Source organism: Robinsoniella peoriensis, assembly GCF_000797495.1.
Lineage (GTDB): Bacteria > Bacillota > Clostridia > Lachnospirales > Lachnospiraceae > Robinsoniella > Robinsoniella peoriensis.
In genome coordinates, this window is the sequence record NZ_JTGN01000002.1 from 570,968 (window position 1) to 586,441 (window position 15,474).

At 40.5% G+C, this 15,474-nt stretch carries 12 protein-coding genes and 1 pseudogene; 11 read left to right on the forward strand and 2 right to left on the reverse strand.

What is annotated here, in order from left to right; all coding sequences use genetic code 11:
• Positions 1-30 precede the first annotated feature (30 nt).
• From QR40_RS06285 to glnA, 3 genes are all read left to right on the forward strand, one after another.
• Entirely contained in the window at positions 31-1,620 is a 1,590-nt protein-coding gene (locus tag QR40_RS06285; protein WP_044293919.1) for a hypothetical protein, read from the forward strand.
• Between the two features lie 36 nt (positions 1,621-1,656).
• A complete protein-coding gene (locus QR40_RS30540; protein ID WP_063837253.1) occupies positions 1,657-2,001 on the forward strand; it encodes a helix-turn-helix domain-containing protein in 345 nt (114 codons plus the stop codon).
• 83 nt (positions 2,002-2,084) lie between these two features.
• A complete protein-coding gene (gene glnA, locus QR40_RS06295; RefSeq protein WP_044293921.1) occupies positions 2,085-3,515 on the forward strand; it encodes a type I glutamate--ammonia ligase in 1,431 nt (476 codons plus the stop codon).
• Positions 3,516-3,599: 84 nt separating this feature from the next.
• On the opposite strand, the gene QR40_RS06300 is transcribed toward glnA, so the two are convergent.
• Positions 3,600-4,892, reverse strand: coding sequence for a sensor histidine kinase (locus QR40_RS06300; protein WP_044293922.1), 1,293 nt, complete (start codon positions 4,890-4,892; stop codon positions 3,600-3,602).
• Positions 4,885-5,565, reverse strand: a complete 681-nt coding sequence (locus QR40_RS06305) for a response regulator transcription factor (protein WP_044293923.1) — start codon at positions 5,563-5,565, stop codon at positions 4,885-4,887. Before QR40_RS06305 ends, QR40_RS06300 begins: the two co-directional genes overlap by 8 nt.
• Positions 5,566-5,606: 41 nt before the next feature.
• Here QR40_RS06305 and QR40_RS33525 point away from each other — a divergent pair.
• From QR40_RS33525 to hflX, 8 genes and pseudogenes are all read left to right on the forward strand, one after another.
• Positions 5,607-5,687: pseudogene (locus tag QR40_RS33525) on the forward strand (DUF6783 domain-containing protein); the annotation flags it as partial.
• Between the two features lie 239 nt (positions 5,688-5,926).
• Positions 5,927-8,290 carry an ABC transporter substrate-binding protein gene (locus QR40_RS06310; RefSeq protein WP_044293924.1) on the forward strand — a complete coding sequence of 788 codons (2,364 nt, stop codon included), beginning with the start codon at positions 5,927-5,929 and terminating at the stop codon, positions 8,288-8,290.
• A 45-nt stretch (positions 8,291-8,335) separates the two neighbouring features.
• Positions 8,336-9,232 carry a carbohydrate ABC transporter permease gene (locus QR40_RS06315; RefSeq protein WP_242858460.1) on the forward strand — a complete coding sequence of 299 codons (897 nt, stop codon included), beginning with the start codon at positions 8,336-8,338 and terminating at the stop codon, positions 9,230-9,232.
• A 2-nt stretch (positions 9,233-9,234) separates the two neighbouring features.
• On the forward strand, positions 9,235-10,074 hold the full coding sequence (locus QR40_RS06320) for a carbohydrate ABC transporter permease (RefSeq protein ID WP_044293925.1): 840 nt from the start codon (positions 9,235-9,237) through the stop codon (positions 10,072-10,074).
• Between the two features lie 5 nt (positions 10,075-10,079).
• Positions 10,080-11,867, forward strand: coding sequence for a hypothetical protein (locus QR40_RS06325; protein ID WP_044293926.1), 1,788 nt, complete (start codon positions 10,080-10,082; stop codon positions 11,865-11,867).
• Complete coding sequence (locus QR40_RS06330; protein WP_044293928.1) at positions 11,864-12,886, forward strand: ABC transporter permease; 1,023 nt, start codon at positions 11,864-11,866, stop codon at positions 12,884-12,886. Before QR40_RS06325 ends, QR40_RS06330 begins: the two co-directional genes overlap by 4 nt.
• 221 nt (positions 12,887-13,107) lie before the next feature.
• The gene (locus QR40_RS06335; protein WP_052430723.1) at positions 13,108-14,151 is read left to right on the forward strand and encodes a tetratricopeptide repeat protein; all 1,044 of its coding nucleotides are present in this window, start codon (positions 13,108-13,110) and stop codon (positions 14,149-14,151) included.
• Between the two features lie 11 nt (positions 14,152-14,162).
• Positions 14,163-15,413: a GTPase HflX gene (gene hflX / locus QR40_RS06340; RefSeq protein ID WP_044293929.1), complete on the forward strand. Its 1,251-nt coding sequence runs from the start codon at positions 14,163-14,165 to the stop codon at positions 15,411-15,413.
• The last annotated feature ends 61 nt before the right edge of the window (positions 15,414-15,474 follow it).

The following is a 15,474-nucleotide window of genomic DNA, read 5'->3' on the forward strand; positions in this document are numbered from 1 at the left end:
CGATTATACGCATAAAAGAGGAGGAAGACTATGGGGATTCATATTTCACTGGACGTAGTTCCAGAAAAAATTGCAAAAGAGGAGTGGGAAAAAGTATACAAAGAAAGTCTGGTTCTGATTAAGAACTATCCTTTCTTAAACCGTGTATCCGCAAAGAAATACGGGCAGACATTTTCATTTTATGTCAAAACACGGGAGATTACAAATCAATATGGACATTCGGGCTGGTTTACCAGCGGCGATCTGGTGAGCAAAAAGAGGGGCGAGTCTTTCCGTTTTCCGAAAGAGCTGAAAAGTTATGGGGGAGGTATCCGGGATCAGCTTGATCAGGACGTGTTCTGGTCAATTTTATCTGCTAAGGCTTGTATAGAAGATGATGATAAACGGATTCCCGATATTCAAAGTTTATGGGGTGCAAAAACCCAGGGAGAACCATATCACTTATATTTACTGGCGGTAGGCTGTCTGGTAGAGGCGAGGCTGCCGGGAGCGGCTGTTGTATACGGAGATATATCACTGGGACAGTGTAAGCGTGCCATTCGCTGGGCCAACCAGTATCTGGAAATACCGATTGAATTAACGGACAGAGCTTGTATGCTTCAGCTTTATAAGCGGGTTTTGAAAATGAGTCTGGATGAAGATGAAAGATTAGATGCATTTTTGACACTGGCTATGGAGAAGAAAGATGAGAAAATGGGGGATTTTATACGTGAGCATTTTAACGAAGATACTATTAAAACTCATTTTCAAAAGTCTTTTAATGGATTTGCCCCGGATCAGATAGGATTTATTCATGAAATGAAGAAGTATTTCGCCATGGGATTTGATCTGGAGATGTTCTGTAAGCTGGTAAAAGAAAAGCATAAATCAACAAAAGCCCTTACGGCAGAAAGCATCATCCGGCGTGTTGTTAAGTCAAAGTTATATGTAAAAGAGAAGAACACTTATGATTACACGGAACATATTCAGGACAGGCCGGACAGTGAAGAAATTGAGACAATTAAAGACCAGATGTCCAAGGTTTTTGCATTAATGTCCGGTGCAGTAAATGAAAATGTCAGTGCATATCTTTCCTACGATGATATGATGACAGTTCTGGAAAAAAACTTCAAGGATGAATGTGATGTGAAAAAGATTGTAGAGCAGTTTCGAAAAGAAAATGAAGAAGAGCAGGAAAGCTTTCAGAGCCTGTTTTATGATAATAATGAAATTATGCTTAAAATGGGTAAAGTGCTGGAGGAGGAAGATAAAGAAAATGAGATTTACGATATTGTGGATTTTGAAGATCTTATGCAGTATGAGGAAGGAGATACCATGGAGCCTCAGCTGGAGCGGTGTGTGCAAAAGCTGATTAAGTTTATGAAAAAGGTCAGTAAAGATGAATATGACAAACAGTTTTTACCTCTGAATGTAAGGGAACGGTGCAGGATGCTTATATCAAATAATGAACAGTTCTTATTAAGTAAAAGATCCTGGAACCAGATCTTTAACCACATTCTGGATGACCAATATATGAAGAAATACTACCCGTTTTTCAGAGTGAAGGTGGTAAATGATGAGAGTTACCAAATCTATTATGCGTTGATATCCAATGAGGAATTGTTGGATCATTATTATTAACTGTGTTTCAGTATACATATTAAGAAGGGGGTTAAGGTGGTAATTTATCCGGTTATAGACATGCCAAAAACAGGGGAGAATATAAAATGTTTATGCGAAGGAAAAAATATTTCCGTAAAAGAATTGCAGGAATATATGGGATTTGCGTGTCCCCAGACCATTTACCGCTGGTTTTGTGGAATGACGCTGCCAAATGTGGATAATTTGTTTGCCCTTAGTATACTTTTGGGGGTATCAATGAACGATATACTGATTGAACGTAATCGTGAGGAAGCAGAGCAAAGTAGAAAAAATAGAGATGATCTTACGGATATCTTATATAAAAGAGTAATAAAATATATGTTTATCCTTTATCGGGACTATAGTGGTACCGGCCAATAAGTGTATTTCACTATAGAATTCTTATATATCCTATGCTAAAATTGATTCATGAGTCAGCTATAAAATGTAAATTGGAGGATAGCATGGGTAAAAGTGAAAAGGTAAAGCAGTTATGTACGGACAACGGTATCAGGATGATTGATTTTAAAATGACTGATCTGGATGGAAGATGGCGGCACATCACCATTCCGGCAGAGAGATTTGACGAGAAGATATTTGAATATGGAATAGGTTTTGACGGGTCTAATTATGGTTATGCCCCCATTGAAAAAAGTGATATGGTTTTTATTCCGGATCCTGCAACCGCAGTTGTAGATCCCTTTGTTACCATTCCGACATTATCAATGACAGGGGATGTATGTGTAATCGGCAAAGAGGAAAATACTCCATTTGATCAATATCCAAGAAACGTAAGCCTTCGTGCCGCAGAGTATATGAAACAGACAGGGATTGCAGATAAGATGATCATCGGTCCGGAATTTGAGTTTCATATTTTTGAGGATGTGCGGTTCGCTGTATCACCGGAGGAATCATTTTATTCGGTGGATACCAGACAGGCGCAGTGGAACAGCGGCATAGATGATGGGTTTAACAATGGTTATCAGGTACCGAAAAAGGGCGGTTATCATATTTCGGCACCCAATGATATAAATTATAACCTCCGCAGTAAAATGTGTATGCTTCTGGAAGATTGGGGAGTAAAAGTGAAGTATCACCATCATGAAGTGGGCGGTTCCGGTCAAATGGAAATAGAAGTGGAACTGGGAGAGATGGTGGATATGGCTGATAAAACCATGATTGCAAAATATGTGGTTAAGAATGCAGCAGTGTCGGAAGGAAAGACGGTAACCTTTATGCCAAAGCCGGTATACCGGGAAGCCGGAAATGGAATGCATGTACATATGCTGCTGCAAAAAGATGGCGCACCTGTATTCTATGACGAAAACGGATATTCCGGACTCAGTAAAACGGCACATTATTTTATAGGAGGATTATTAAAGCATGCGGCATCTCTTTGTGCCTGGACCAATCCTTCCACCAACTCTTTTAAACGTCTGGTACCAGGCTATGAAGCACCCGTAACGATCGGTTATGCTACTTCCAACAGAAGTGCGGTAGTTCGTATTCCGGCATATGCAAAATCACCGGAGACAAAACGTTTTGAACTTCGCTGCCCGGACGCTGCAGCGAATCCTTATTATGCATATGCAGCTATATTAATGGCTGGATTGGATGGGGTTGAAAATCAAATTGATCCAACCGAAAATGGCTGGGGTCCCTATGATTTTAATCTGTACGATCTGGATAAAGAACAGCAGGCAAAAATTCAGTCGTTGCCCAAAAATCTGGATGAAGCACTTGATGCATTAGAAAAAGACAATGCTTATCTGACGAAATCCGGTGTGTTTCCGGAACGTCTGATTCAAATCTGGATTGAACGGAAAAGAGGAGAAAGTAAAGATATTAGCCAGATTCCTCATCCGGCTGAATTTCAGAGATACTACGATTTGTAGACAGTTCCAAAGATATTTCTAATAAGAAGATGAGGATATCTTATTCTCATCTTCTTCTACATATAAAAAGTAGTTTTATGTTAATTAAGTCTGCGGCAGAGTTACTATAAATGTAGCTCCTCCTCCCGGAGTATCTTCCACCGCTATTTTCCCTTTGTGTAATTTGACGATTTCTTTTGCAATACAAAGACCCAGCCCGAAATGAGCTTTGTCTTTATGTGCTTTGTCAACCCGATAGAACCGGTCAAAAATAGATTTTTTGGATTCATCCGGAACACCGGGTCCATTATCGGCTACATAGAGCTGTATGCGGGAAGCTTCTGTCTTTAGTCCAAGTTTTATCCTGCCGCCTTTTGGAGTATAGCTCATGGCATTGTCAATGAGGATGGAAAGTACCTGGGCTACTCTTTCCCCATCACATGGATATGTGGGTGGTATATCTTCGGGGAGGTCAACATCCAGAACAAGACCTCTATCCCGGGCAATCCGTTCATATTTTTCATAGGTCTGCAAGAGCAATGTATCCAGCTCAATATCTGAAGGATGGATGCTCCAGGTTCGGTTATCGGCATTTGCCAGTGTCAGCATATCATCGATCAGACGGGACATCCGCTGCCCTTCGGATTGGATGGACTCAGCAAACTGTTCTGACTGGTTTTTATCTGCTACTTTCATGGCGGATAAACTGGTTAATATTACGGTAAGAGGAGAACGGAGTTCGTGGGAGGCTGCCGCTATAAACTGTACCTGACGTTCTCTGCTTTCTTTGATTGGCTGAATCATTCGTTTTGTGAAATGCCAGGAGAAAATCGTGAGCATTCCAATGGCAAGCAGGTCAAGAAGTGCAAAAAGAGCTCTTTGGACAATAATATCATGTTCCAGGTTGTCAAGTGGATACAGAACAGTAACCTTCAGATAACCATTATCTTTTGGTATAAATGCTACAGAGGAATAATAATTCTGCCCATTGCTTCCTTTCATCTTGAACTCCACATGCCGGGAGAGAATATTTGCCGGACTTATTCCGGCGTCATTAAAGTCATAGTCTGTTCTGGCTTTTTCAGCCGCCTCTTCAAAAATAACGGATACTTCCTGATCGCTATTCAGCTGTTGAGAGAAAAGCGGAGTATCATTATCCAGAATGTTCAGTTTAATATGATAATTCGCTTCCATTTGAAGAATCCATTGATGTGAAATAGTAGACTGGCTTTCAAAATGAGTCAACATGGTATTCAGGTTATCCAGAAAAGAAGTATAACTCCGGTCATTTATTCCACTTTCTACTATATAAAGGCAGAGTGTGGTCATAGTTACCAGGATTAAGCCGGTGATCAAAGTGCAGAAGAATGTCATCTGCAGGTGCAATTTTTTAAACATGTGTTTCCTCCAGGCAATAACCTACGCCACGGACTGTTTTCAGCCTCAGGATGCTTCCCACCCCCTTCAGTCGTCTTCTTAAAAAATGTATGTAGTTATCAAGGTTCCCCTCTTCCACATCTGCATCCGGTCCCCAGACCTTAGTCAATATGGTAAGCCGGGGGAGGGTCTGACCCGGGTTGCGGAGAAATAATTCCAGCAGATCCCCTTCACGTTTAGAAAGCGAACAGGAGGAGTCTGTTTTTACTAATTTTTTCAGGGAAGCATCATATGAAATATCTCCAAAATTCAATAAACCACTGCTTTCCCATTTTTGAGGGCGCCGAACAATACAGCGGATTCTAGCCATAAGTTCACCAAATGCAAATGGCTTTACGATATAATCATCAGCTCCGCAGTCTAATCCTTCAATTTTATCATCTAATTCGCCAAGTGCGGTTACAAGGATAACCGGAGTGGATATATTTTCGCTACGCATTTGACGTAAAACCTCAAGCCCGTCCATCAGAGGCATCATACGATCCAGAAGGATAATATCATGGGCCTTATCTCGAATAAGATGTAACCCGTCTTCTCCATTATGGCAGAGATCGACGCTGATATTCTCCTGCTCCAGCTGAATCTTTAGAGATTCGCATAATTTGACATCATCTTCTACAATTAAAATTCGCATGATAGCTCCTTTACAAATGTTTATTTTATTGTAACAAATCGCCCACAAACTGTGACGAGCAGCTGTCAGAAAGCAATTTTAAGACACGCTCTGGCATTGTCTGTGAAATGCTGCAATCATGAAGAATCAAATTAGAATATTAAAGTCAGGGATAATTATTCTTAGACGTTGTTCTAAACATGATACTTCTATTAAAAATTATAGCATAGAAAACTGCTAAATGAAATATGACTTTGAAAAAATTTCAAAAATATAGTTTTGTCTGAAAAGTATATTTTTAGAGATAACTTAGAGAAACGGGTGCTATAATAAAAAAAAATCAAGTAATATATATTTTTTGATATAAAAAACAGGAGGATATATGAAAACAATATTAAAGAAAGTTTTAGCGCTGTCAATGACTGGTGCCATAGCGATCAGCACACTGACTGGGTGCGTTAATGGAAAAAATGACAATTCGGGAGATGGTTCAAATGATACGAAGACATATGCAATGGGGAGATATCAGGAAGAGGAGATGAAGCTTCCAGAAGGATTGAGCCAGATAATGAGTATGTCTAAATTAGCGGACGGTGGAGTAAGGATTCTGGCAAATAATGAGAAAAATAAACCGAGTATTTGGGATTCAAAGGATAATGGAAGTACTTGGACAAAAGTGAAAGATCTAACGGAGGATATTGTAAAAAGCAATTCACGAATTATAGCATCAGCAGTATCTGCGATGGGTGAGTCTGCAGTTGCGTTAATGGGGGAGTATAATGAAAAAGGAGGAGTTCCAATAAATTATTGGATTATAGATAATGATGGAAATGCAAGTGAGTTGCCCATAAACTTACCCCAAAGTGAGCAAAATAACCCCACGGAGGAAAAAAATGGGTTAATGCAGGCGGATCCTTATGCCAATAGAATTTTGAAATTTTCCTATACGGATAGTGGAAAGTTGTTAGGCTTAGATCAAGAGCAAACCATACATTTAATTGATTCAAAAACGGGTGAAATCACAAAGAGTTTTAGTGGAGCATTTAAGGAAAATTATATTATTTTATTTCAGGCTATAGGCGATGTTCTAATTGTAACAACGGATAAGGAAGTACAGCTTTTTGATTTAAGTACAGGAAAGCAAATGGAAAAAGAGGCAGCCCTTAATGATCAGATATTTAAAGGTAAAGATGAATCGGATATAATGCAGATGTTAGGTAACGAGGGAAGTCCATTTTTGTTTGCCAAAGGGAAAGATGATAAATCTCTATTCTTTGGCAGTAATGATGGAATGTACAGCCATTCAATAGGGGGAAATGTGATAGAACAGGTAATTAATGGATCTTTAACCTCTATGGGGAATCCGAAGTTTTCATTTGTTTCCATTATTGCATTGGAAGATGGATCATTTCTGGTAGCAGGGACCGATGGATTTGATTCCTATAAGCTCTACAAATACACATATTCTAAGGATATTCCAACAATCCCGAGTAAAGAGGTAAAAGTATACAGTTTGGAAGATAATGTAGAAATTCGCCAGGCAATTTTACTTTTTCAGAATAAAAATCCAGATACTTTTGTTACGTTGGAACTTGGAAGGTCAGGGGAAGATGCGATTACAGATTCAGATGCCCTTCGTACATTAAATACCAATATCATGGCAGGAAAAGGTCCCGATGTGTTGATCTTGGATGGCATGCCCATTAATTCTTACATGGAAAAGGGATTGCTGAAAGATCTTACAGAGATTTTAAAGCAAGAGGAAAATTCAGAGAATTTTATTGAAAGTATCAAAAACACCTATTTGAATGGAGACAAAATTCAAGCGATTCCAACAAGATTTAAGGTGCCGTTGATTCAGGGAAGCAAAGGGGATATAGATGATATCAATGATTTAACTAGTTTAACGGATCAGATGGAGAAGCTAAAAAAAGAAAATCCCGATATGGGAATTTTGGGAGATCTGAAATTTGAAGAACTGTTTGAAAAATTGTATGTAAGCAATTCAGCAGCATGGATAAAAGAAGATGGCACGTTAAACCAAGAAGCTGTACAAGATTTCTTTACAAAGTTAAAACGAATCTATGGCAGTGATACGCATGAAACTAGAACAGAGAATTCGGCAATGGCAACAACAGCAGCAGGAGATTTTGTAAAGCCATCGCTCAATGGTATAGATGTTGGTATAGCAAATCTGATAGGGAAGAAAAATCTTATAAATATTGGTCTGTTAGGTGATTTTACACAATATACCCGGGTGATATCTTCTAACAGAGCATTGAAAGATGGGGCAGTGAAGCTTCTGAACGGACAGTCATCGAACACATTTGTACCCATGTCAACAGTAGGAATCAGTAATAAGAGTTCTGATGTGGAGACAGCAGGTAAATTTTTAACCTTTTTACTTTCGAAAGAGGCACAGAAAATAAATCAGGGTGGGGGTTTACCAGTTAATAGAGCAGCTTTTGATGAAGGTATAAAAGGAGGAACCGCTGGTTTACCGGAAAAGATACCGTATAATGATGCCAATGGACGGCAAAAAGATTATAAGACTGAACAGCCATCAAAAGAGGACATAAAATACCTGAATGATATGATTGATTCACTTACAACACCTTCTGTAGAAGATGCTGTTATTAAAGATAACATGAAAGAGCAGGCAGAACAATGTGTTAGCGGTCAGATAACTATTGAAGATGCAGTAAAGAATGTAATGCAGAAAGTGAATCTGTACTTATCAGAATAATAGTTCATAAAGTTTAAAGAAGAAAATCAGCGGCAGCGGTGTCCTATGGGAGTAAAAATGAAGATAAAAGACAGAAGTAAAAGCAGAAGGCAGGTTAAAGTTAAAACTAAATATCAATGGTCAGGCATACTCTTTATACTTCCGAGTTTTATAGGTGTCAGCATCTTTGTATTGATACCATTTATGGATGTTATACGCAGGTCGTTTACGGAAGCAGTCAGCGGGGAATGGGTAGGGATTAATAATTATAAGACAATTTTCACAAATCCCGCCTTCCGTCTGGCTGCTGGTAATACAATTCGGTTTGTAGCAATTTGTATTCCCATATTGATCATATTATCATTGGTTATTGCAGTCTTTTTACATAGGCAGAAAAAGTTTGGAAGCTTGCTGAAAAGCAGCTTCCTTATTCCGATGGCGATTCCGGTGGCATCCATTGTGTTATTGTGGAGGTTATTGTTTGATAATCACGGAATATTAAACGGTTTTGTCCAGTCAATCGGGGGTACCACAGTAGATTGGATGAATTCTAAGTATGCATTTTGGATACTGGTGTTTAGTTATGTATGGAAGAACCTGGGATATGATATTGTTCTATGGGTTGCCGGTCTTTCAGGTATCTCGGAGAGTATATATGAAGCTGCAAGAGTAGATGGTGCAGGGGAGTGGAAATGTTTTTGTAAAATTACAGTGCCGAATCTGCTTCCTTCCCTCTTTACCATTGCAGTATTGTCATTTCTGAATTCGTTTAAAGTATTTCGGGAGGCGTATCTGGTAGCCGGTGACTATCCGGATCAGAGCATGTATCTTCTTCAGCATCTTTTAAATAATTGGTTCAGAGATCTGTCATTGGATAAGATGGCAGCAGCAGCGGTAGTAAATGCCCTGGTTATATTCCTGTTAATTATGTTACTGCAAAAAGCATGGGATTCTAAGGAGTAAAAATGAAGAAAAAAATTGTTATAGTCGTTCTATGTATGCTGGCATTGATTGCATGTTACCCCATTATTTTTTTGCTGACAGGATCATTTATGAGTGCCGGGGAATTAAAAGAATATTTAGAACCGGTTCTAACAGGGGCAGATGGGTATGTGACGTGGAGAATAATTCCGATGTCTCCAACGATGCGGTCGTATGTTGAATTATTAATTGATTCGCCGGAATTTTTCAAGATGTTTTGGAATTCGGTGAAACTAGTGGTTTTGATTCTAATTGGTCAGTTGTGCATCGGTGTTCCTGCGGCATGGGGATTTGCGAAATTCCACTTCCCTCTCAAAAAAGCATTATTTACTCTCTATATAATTCTTATGATGATGCCTTTCCAGGTACTTATGCTTTCCAATTATCTGGTTTTAGATAAATTGCATTTGATAGATACCCATCTTGGAATTATACTGCCGATGGTATTTTCCACATTTCCTGTATTTATCATGTATCGCTTTTTTGAGAGTGTACCGGATGCGGTAATAGAATCAGCTAAAATAGACGGAGCAGGAAATTTGCAAATATTTATATGGCTTGGAATTCCCCTGGGATCTGCAGGAATTATTTCAGCCATGGTGCTGGGATTTCTGGAATACTGGAATCTTATTGAGCAGCCGCTTACATTTTTAAAGGATAAGACATTGTGGCCGCTTTCACTGTTTCTGCCGAATATTGGAATGGAACAGGCAGGGATTGCATTTACAACTTCAATTGTAACATTAATCCCTGCAATCCTGGTCTTCATGGGAGGACAGGATTATCTGGAACAGGGAATCGTAGCAGCGGCGGTAAAGGAGTAGGTGATATGAATAGAAAAAAGGTAATTAGTATTTTAGCTTCATTTTTAGTGCTGATGCTGCTGTTTACAGTGTTGTCCAGGGCGGCAGACAGTGCCAGTCTTGCAAATGTACAGACAAAAACAGCGCAGAGCATGACAATTGACCATAGGGTAACGGGGAATGGAAAAGTCATGCAGAATAGAGAACAGGCGGTATCCACAATAGGGGATCAGAAGGTACAGACAATTTATGTTAGTGAAGGTCAGACTGTAGAAGCAGGGGAATTATTATTTGATTTAGATATTGCAAATCTAAAAGAACAGATTCTTCTTAAAAAGCAGGAAATAGAAAAAATGGATCTTACAGAGGGGGATAACAAGAGTAAATCAAGTGCTGAGGAGCAAAAAAAATCCAGTACCAGGAACCGGGCAGAACAGGATGTCGGCCTGGCAGCGGGAAAAGGAAATGAAGCGGTAACCAGAGCCGCGGAAGCTTTGCAAAATGCACAGCAGAAGCTGCAGGAATATAGAAACCAGCAGGGAATCCCTACGGATGGGAATGATGCAGTATTAGCAGAACTTAACAAAACTCTGAAAGCAAAAGACAAGGCTCTGCAGCAGGCGCAGGAAGAACTGAAAGAACTGGAGCGCAAAATCGAACGGGAAGTAAATAAGGCATTAGATGCAGCAGAAAAGAAAAATCAGGAAGCACAGGCTCAGGCTGCAGCTTATACAGAGCCACAGACAGAAGCGCCGGCAGAGCCGTCCAGTGATGAGAAAGGATTGGTGTCCAATGGGTCAGCAGCACAGCCCCAGACTCAAACTCCGGCACCGGCCCCCGAAACTGAGGATCTGGCTAAGGTAGAAAAGGCGGTCCGGGATCAATACAAGAGCGAGCTGGAGAAAGCAAATAAGAAAGTTGAAAAAGCGCAGAAAGAAAAAAGTTCTGCGGAACAGGCAATTGGGCAATACCAGCAGGAACAGGCGGAAAACCAGGCAAAAGGTACGCAGGAACAGGAACAGCTGCTGATTGATGACGTAAATGCCAAACAGCAGGCTTATGACGATGCAGTTAATGCAAGAGATGACAGCATACGTACTGCCCAGAGAGCTTTAGAGGATGCCAATGCACCGGAAGGAACGGACAGCAGCGGTAAGATCAGCAAACTTGATAAAGAGAAGCTTCAGATGGAATTACAGAAATTAGAGGCACTACTGGCAGCAGGAGGTCAGATAAAGGCACCTATCAAGGGAATTGTTACGAAAATTGCAATTACAACCGGCGATAAGACAATGGATGGAACCGCTATGCTGCTGGCGGATACAACAAATGGCAGTAAATTCGTAGCACAGGTACCTGTTGATCAGGAAAAATATATTGCGAAGAACGATCCGGTTGTATTAAAGCCAGGCAATAATGGACAGCCAATCGAAGGTCTGACGGTAGAATCGGTTAAGGCAAACGAAGAGAACAAAGATATGCTGGATGTTACCGTAAAATTACCGGCAGATACATTAGAGATAGGAACAGCGGCAGAATTCGAGGTGACAAGAACATCAAAATCCTATCCGACCTGTGTTCCCATTTCGGCGCTGCATGAAGACAACAATGAAAAATTTATTTATGTAATCCAGGAAACAACGTCTGTTCTTGGGGATGAATTAAAGGCGCAGAAAGTAGTCGTTAAAGTATTAGACCAGAATGAGAATTTTGCAGCACTTTCAGATGGAACCATCACAAACGACCAGAAGATCATTACCGGATCAGATAAGAATATTTCAGGAGGCAGTCGTGTGCGGCTGGCAGAGGAATGATGCTAAAAAAGTATTGGGCAAGAATAGTGGGCGCGCTGCTTATGATCTTATGTTATGGTTTGGCAGTTTTCTATAACGGTAAGATGATGAGCGATAATCCGGGGACAGCTACGGCTGTCCTGACGGATAACCGGTTAGATGCAAAATCTGCTTCTGATATCCAGAAAACAGAGCTTAATCAGGATAATCCACTGCTATTTACGATATGGGGAGAAAAAGAAAATGTCATGTTATCAAATAAGAAATACCAGCGTAATAGTTCCGCAACCGCTGTGCTGGTATGCAATAATCCCCAGCTTCTTTTTAATGGAACAGCAGCACTTGCGCCAGAGGATAAAAATGGCTGCTTAATTGATAAAAAAACTGCCTATGATTTATTTGGGAGCACGGATGTGGTGGGGAAACAATTGGAGTACCAGGACAGGAAACTGACCGTCAGAGGAATCTTAAACGGTATTGATGATGAGAGACAGATGGTGGTAATGCAGGCAGATGGTGATGCTCAGAACCTGGACAGTTTCACGGTAAAGGTTCCGGAAGGAAAAGAAGCCGAAACTATCGTTAATGAGCTTCTTATGCGTCATGCACTGGAAGGAAAAATCATGGATCTGGATCTTTTAAAAGGAATTACAAGAATATTCATACTGCTTCTTCCGATATTCTTTGCATTTGGAATCATGTTCACTTTTTTGCGATATGCAAGAGAAGAAAAAGGGCAGGGGATATCTGCTTATATCTGGTGGGGAGCTTTGATTGTGATGCTAATCATGACCATATGGGGAGTTTCCCGCTTTATAACAATCCCTAAGGAAATGATACCAACCAAATGGTCCGATTTTGACTTTTGGACAAATTTGTGGAAAAAGAAAGAAGAGGCATTCCTCTTCCTTATTCAATCTGCAAAGCACCAGCCGCAGATTGATATGATACTGGCATTCTTTCATTCCATATTCTTTAGCGTGGTATCCATCATTTTATATTTTATGAGTTTTCGAAAAAGACGGGAAATTATGGAATAAAAGACATATGGGTAAATTATAGTGAAAAATATACAATGAGTTTTCGACGGGGCTGATAATTTGCGGATTATCAGCCTCTTTGCAGTCTATATTGATCCCCGAATTAATAAAAAACCACTATATTTATGAGTCGATATCTGATATACTAGAGCGTATCTGAAAAATGCTTGCACCTGGCTAAAAGCGTGTTTAGAGAATATTTTTGTAATGGAGGCAATACCATGAAATATAAAAAGCTACTGTTAGTGATTTTGGCCGCATGTACACTGAGTGGATGTCAGCCGAAAAACGATCCCGATAGTTCTCTGAATCTGGGGATGGCGGCGGTGGAACAGCAGAAATATGAGGAAGCACTGAAAAGTTTTGAAAGTTCCATTGCAGAAGAGAAGGATATCGTTCTGGCGTACCGGGGTGAAGGTATGGCTTATATTGGACTTGGTGAATATGTAAAGGCAATTACTGCATTTAATTCAGCCCTGGAAAATGCAGGTGAAAAAATGGTGAAGACCATAAAGGATATCAGGCTTTATAAAGCTTCAGCGCAATTAAAATCTGAAGATTACGATGGTACCATAGAGACCTGCAGTCAGATATTATCTGCAGATGAAGATGGCAGTGCGTATTATATGAGAGGAACCTGTTATCTTCAGAAAGAGGATGAAGCGAAAGCAAAAGCAGATTTTGACAAGGCGTCATCTATGTCACCTGAGGATTATGACCTGTTTTGGAATATTTATGAAGCATATAAAGATAAAAATCTTTCTGCTAAGGGAGATGAATATCTGCAGAAGGCTTTGAGCATCGGCGGCGAAAAAACAGAGGATTATTATCAGCGCGGGCGCATATACTATTATCTGGAGAACTATGAAAAAGCAAAAGAAGAACTGCTAAAGCCGGTAGAGGAAAAGGACAAGACTTCTGCGCTGCTTCTTGGAAAAGCTTATCTGAAACTGGAGGATTCCAAACAAGCCAGGAATATTTACCAGCAGTATCTGAAAGATTTTGGAGAAGCGCCCGAGGCTTATAACGGAATAGCGCTCTGTGATCTTGCGGACAATGCTCCGGATGCTGCAATCGCAACGATACAAAAGGGACTGGCTTTAAATGGAGAGACCGGAAAGCAGGATCTGCTCTATAATGAAATTGTGGCATATGAGCGCAAGAAAGATTTCCAGACGGCAAAGGCCAAGGCGGTCGAATATATAGCAAAATACCCAAATGATGCGGCAGGTAAGAAAGAGTATGACTTCCTGTCCACACGTTGACAGGAGAGAATATGGCGGATTTATTTGATATTGAAAAATTAGAGGAAAAAGTAATTCTGGTGGGTGTCAGCACATCTGATGATGACGATACTATGGAATCGCTGGATGAGTTGACAGACCTGGCATCCACAGCAGGAGCTGTTACAGTCGGGCGTATAATCCAGAATCGGGAACAGGTTCATCCCGGTACCTATATAGGCAAAGGGAAAATCCAGGAACTGCGGGAAATGGTATATGAGCTTTCAGCAACCGGAGTGATCTGTGACGATGAATTATCCCCTGCTCAGCTGCGTAATCTGGAGCAGGAACTGGATATAAAGGTTATGGACAGAACTTTGATTATACTGGATATCTTTGCTGCAAGGGCGTCTACAAGCGAAGGAAAGATCCAGGTGGAGCTGGCACAGTTAAAGTATCGCCTGGCACGTCTTGTGGGGCTTAGAAGCTCCCTGTCGCGTCTGGGAGGCGGAATTGGTACCAGAGGCCCCGGTGAAAAGAAGCTTGAGATGGACCGGCGTCTGATCAAGGACAGAATCGCTCAGTTAGGACGAGAACTGGCTGATGTGAAGCGCCACCGTGAAGTGGTAAGGATGAAGCGGAGTAAGAACCAGACATTGGTAGCGGCAATCGTAGGATACACCAATGCAGGGAAATCAACCCTTTTAAATCATCTTACCGATGCAAAAGTGTTGGAAGAGGACAAACTGTTTGCAACCCTTGATCCCACAACACGGATGCTCGCTTTAAACGGCGGACAGGAGATTCTGCTGACCGATACGGTAGGATTTATACGAAAACTGCCCCATCATTTAATTGAGGCCTTTCGCAGTACGTTAGAAGAAGCAAAGTATGCAGACATTATACTTCATGTAGTAGATGCATCTAATACGCAAATGGAAAAGCAGATGTTTGTAGTTTATGAAACATTGGCGAATCTGGGTGTCACAGATAAAACTGTGGTGACACTTTTTAATAAACAGGACAGGGTTATTGAGAAAGAAACTCTGCGGGATTTTAAGGCAGATAAAACTTTGTGCATTTCTGCCAAAACAGGGGAAGGCTTAGAAGAGCTCAAAAATATTTTAGAACAGATTCTGCAGGAGAAAAATATTTTAATAGAGCGGATATATCCCTATGCTGATGCGGGTTTGATACAATTAATACGAAAATACGGCCAGCTTTTGGAAGAAGATTACCGTGCGGAAGGGATCTATGTCAAAGCATATGTGCCTATGGAAATTTATGGAAATGTGACAGGCTAAATGTTGCAAAATAAAGAGGAAGTACTATATCTAGTGTTATGTGCCAAAAATAATACATAGA

What these genes read in the sequence shown, in the direction of transcription:
- QR40_RS06325 (WP_044293926.1), top strand. Translation starts at nt 10,080, where the DNA reads ATGAATAGAAAAAAGGTAATTAGTATTTTAGCTTCATTTTTAGTGCTG.
- QR40_RS06310 (WP_044293924.1), top strand. Translation starts at nt 5,927, where the DNA reads ATGAAAACAATATTAAAGAAAGTTTTAGCGCTGTCAATGACTGGTGCC.
- glnA (WP_044293921.1), top strand. Translation starts at nt 2,085, where the DNA reads ATGGGTAAAAGTGAAAAGGTAAAGCAGTTATGTACGGACAACGGTATC.
- QR40_RS06335 (WP_052430723.1), top strand. Translation starts at nt 13,108, where the DNA reads ATGAAATATAAAAAGCTACTGTTAGTGATTTTGGCCGCATGTACACTG.
- hflX (WP_044293929.1), top strand. Translation starts at nt 14,163, where the DNA reads ATGGCGGATTTATTTGATATTGAAAAATTAGAGGAAAAAGTAATTCTG.
- QR40_RS06330 (WP_044293928.1), top strand. Translation starts at nt 11,864, where the DNA reads ATGATGCTAAAAAAGTATTGGGCAAGAATAGTGGGCGCGCTGCTTATG.
- QR40_RS06300 (WP_044293922.1), bottom strand. Translation starts at nt 4,892, where the DNA reads ATGTTTAAAAAATTGCACCTGCAGATGACATTCTTCTGCACTTTGATC.
- QR40_RS06315 (WP_242858460.1), top strand. Translation starts at nt 8,336, where the DNA reads ATGGGAGTAAAAATGAAGATAAAAGACAGAAGTAAAAGCAGAAGGCAG.
- QR40_RS06320 (WP_044293925.1), top strand. Translation starts at nt 9,235, where the DNA reads ATGAAGAAAAAAATTGTTATAGTCGTTCTATGTATGCTGGCATTGATT.
- QR40_RS06305 (WP_044293923.1), bottom strand. Translation starts at nt 5,565, where the DNA reads ATGCGAATTTTAATTGTAGAAGATGATGTCAAATTATGCGAATCTCTA.
- QR40_RS06285 (WP_044293919.1), top strand. Translation starts at nt 31, where the DNA reads ATGGGGATTCATATTTCACTGGACGTAGTTCCAGAAAAAATTGCAAAA.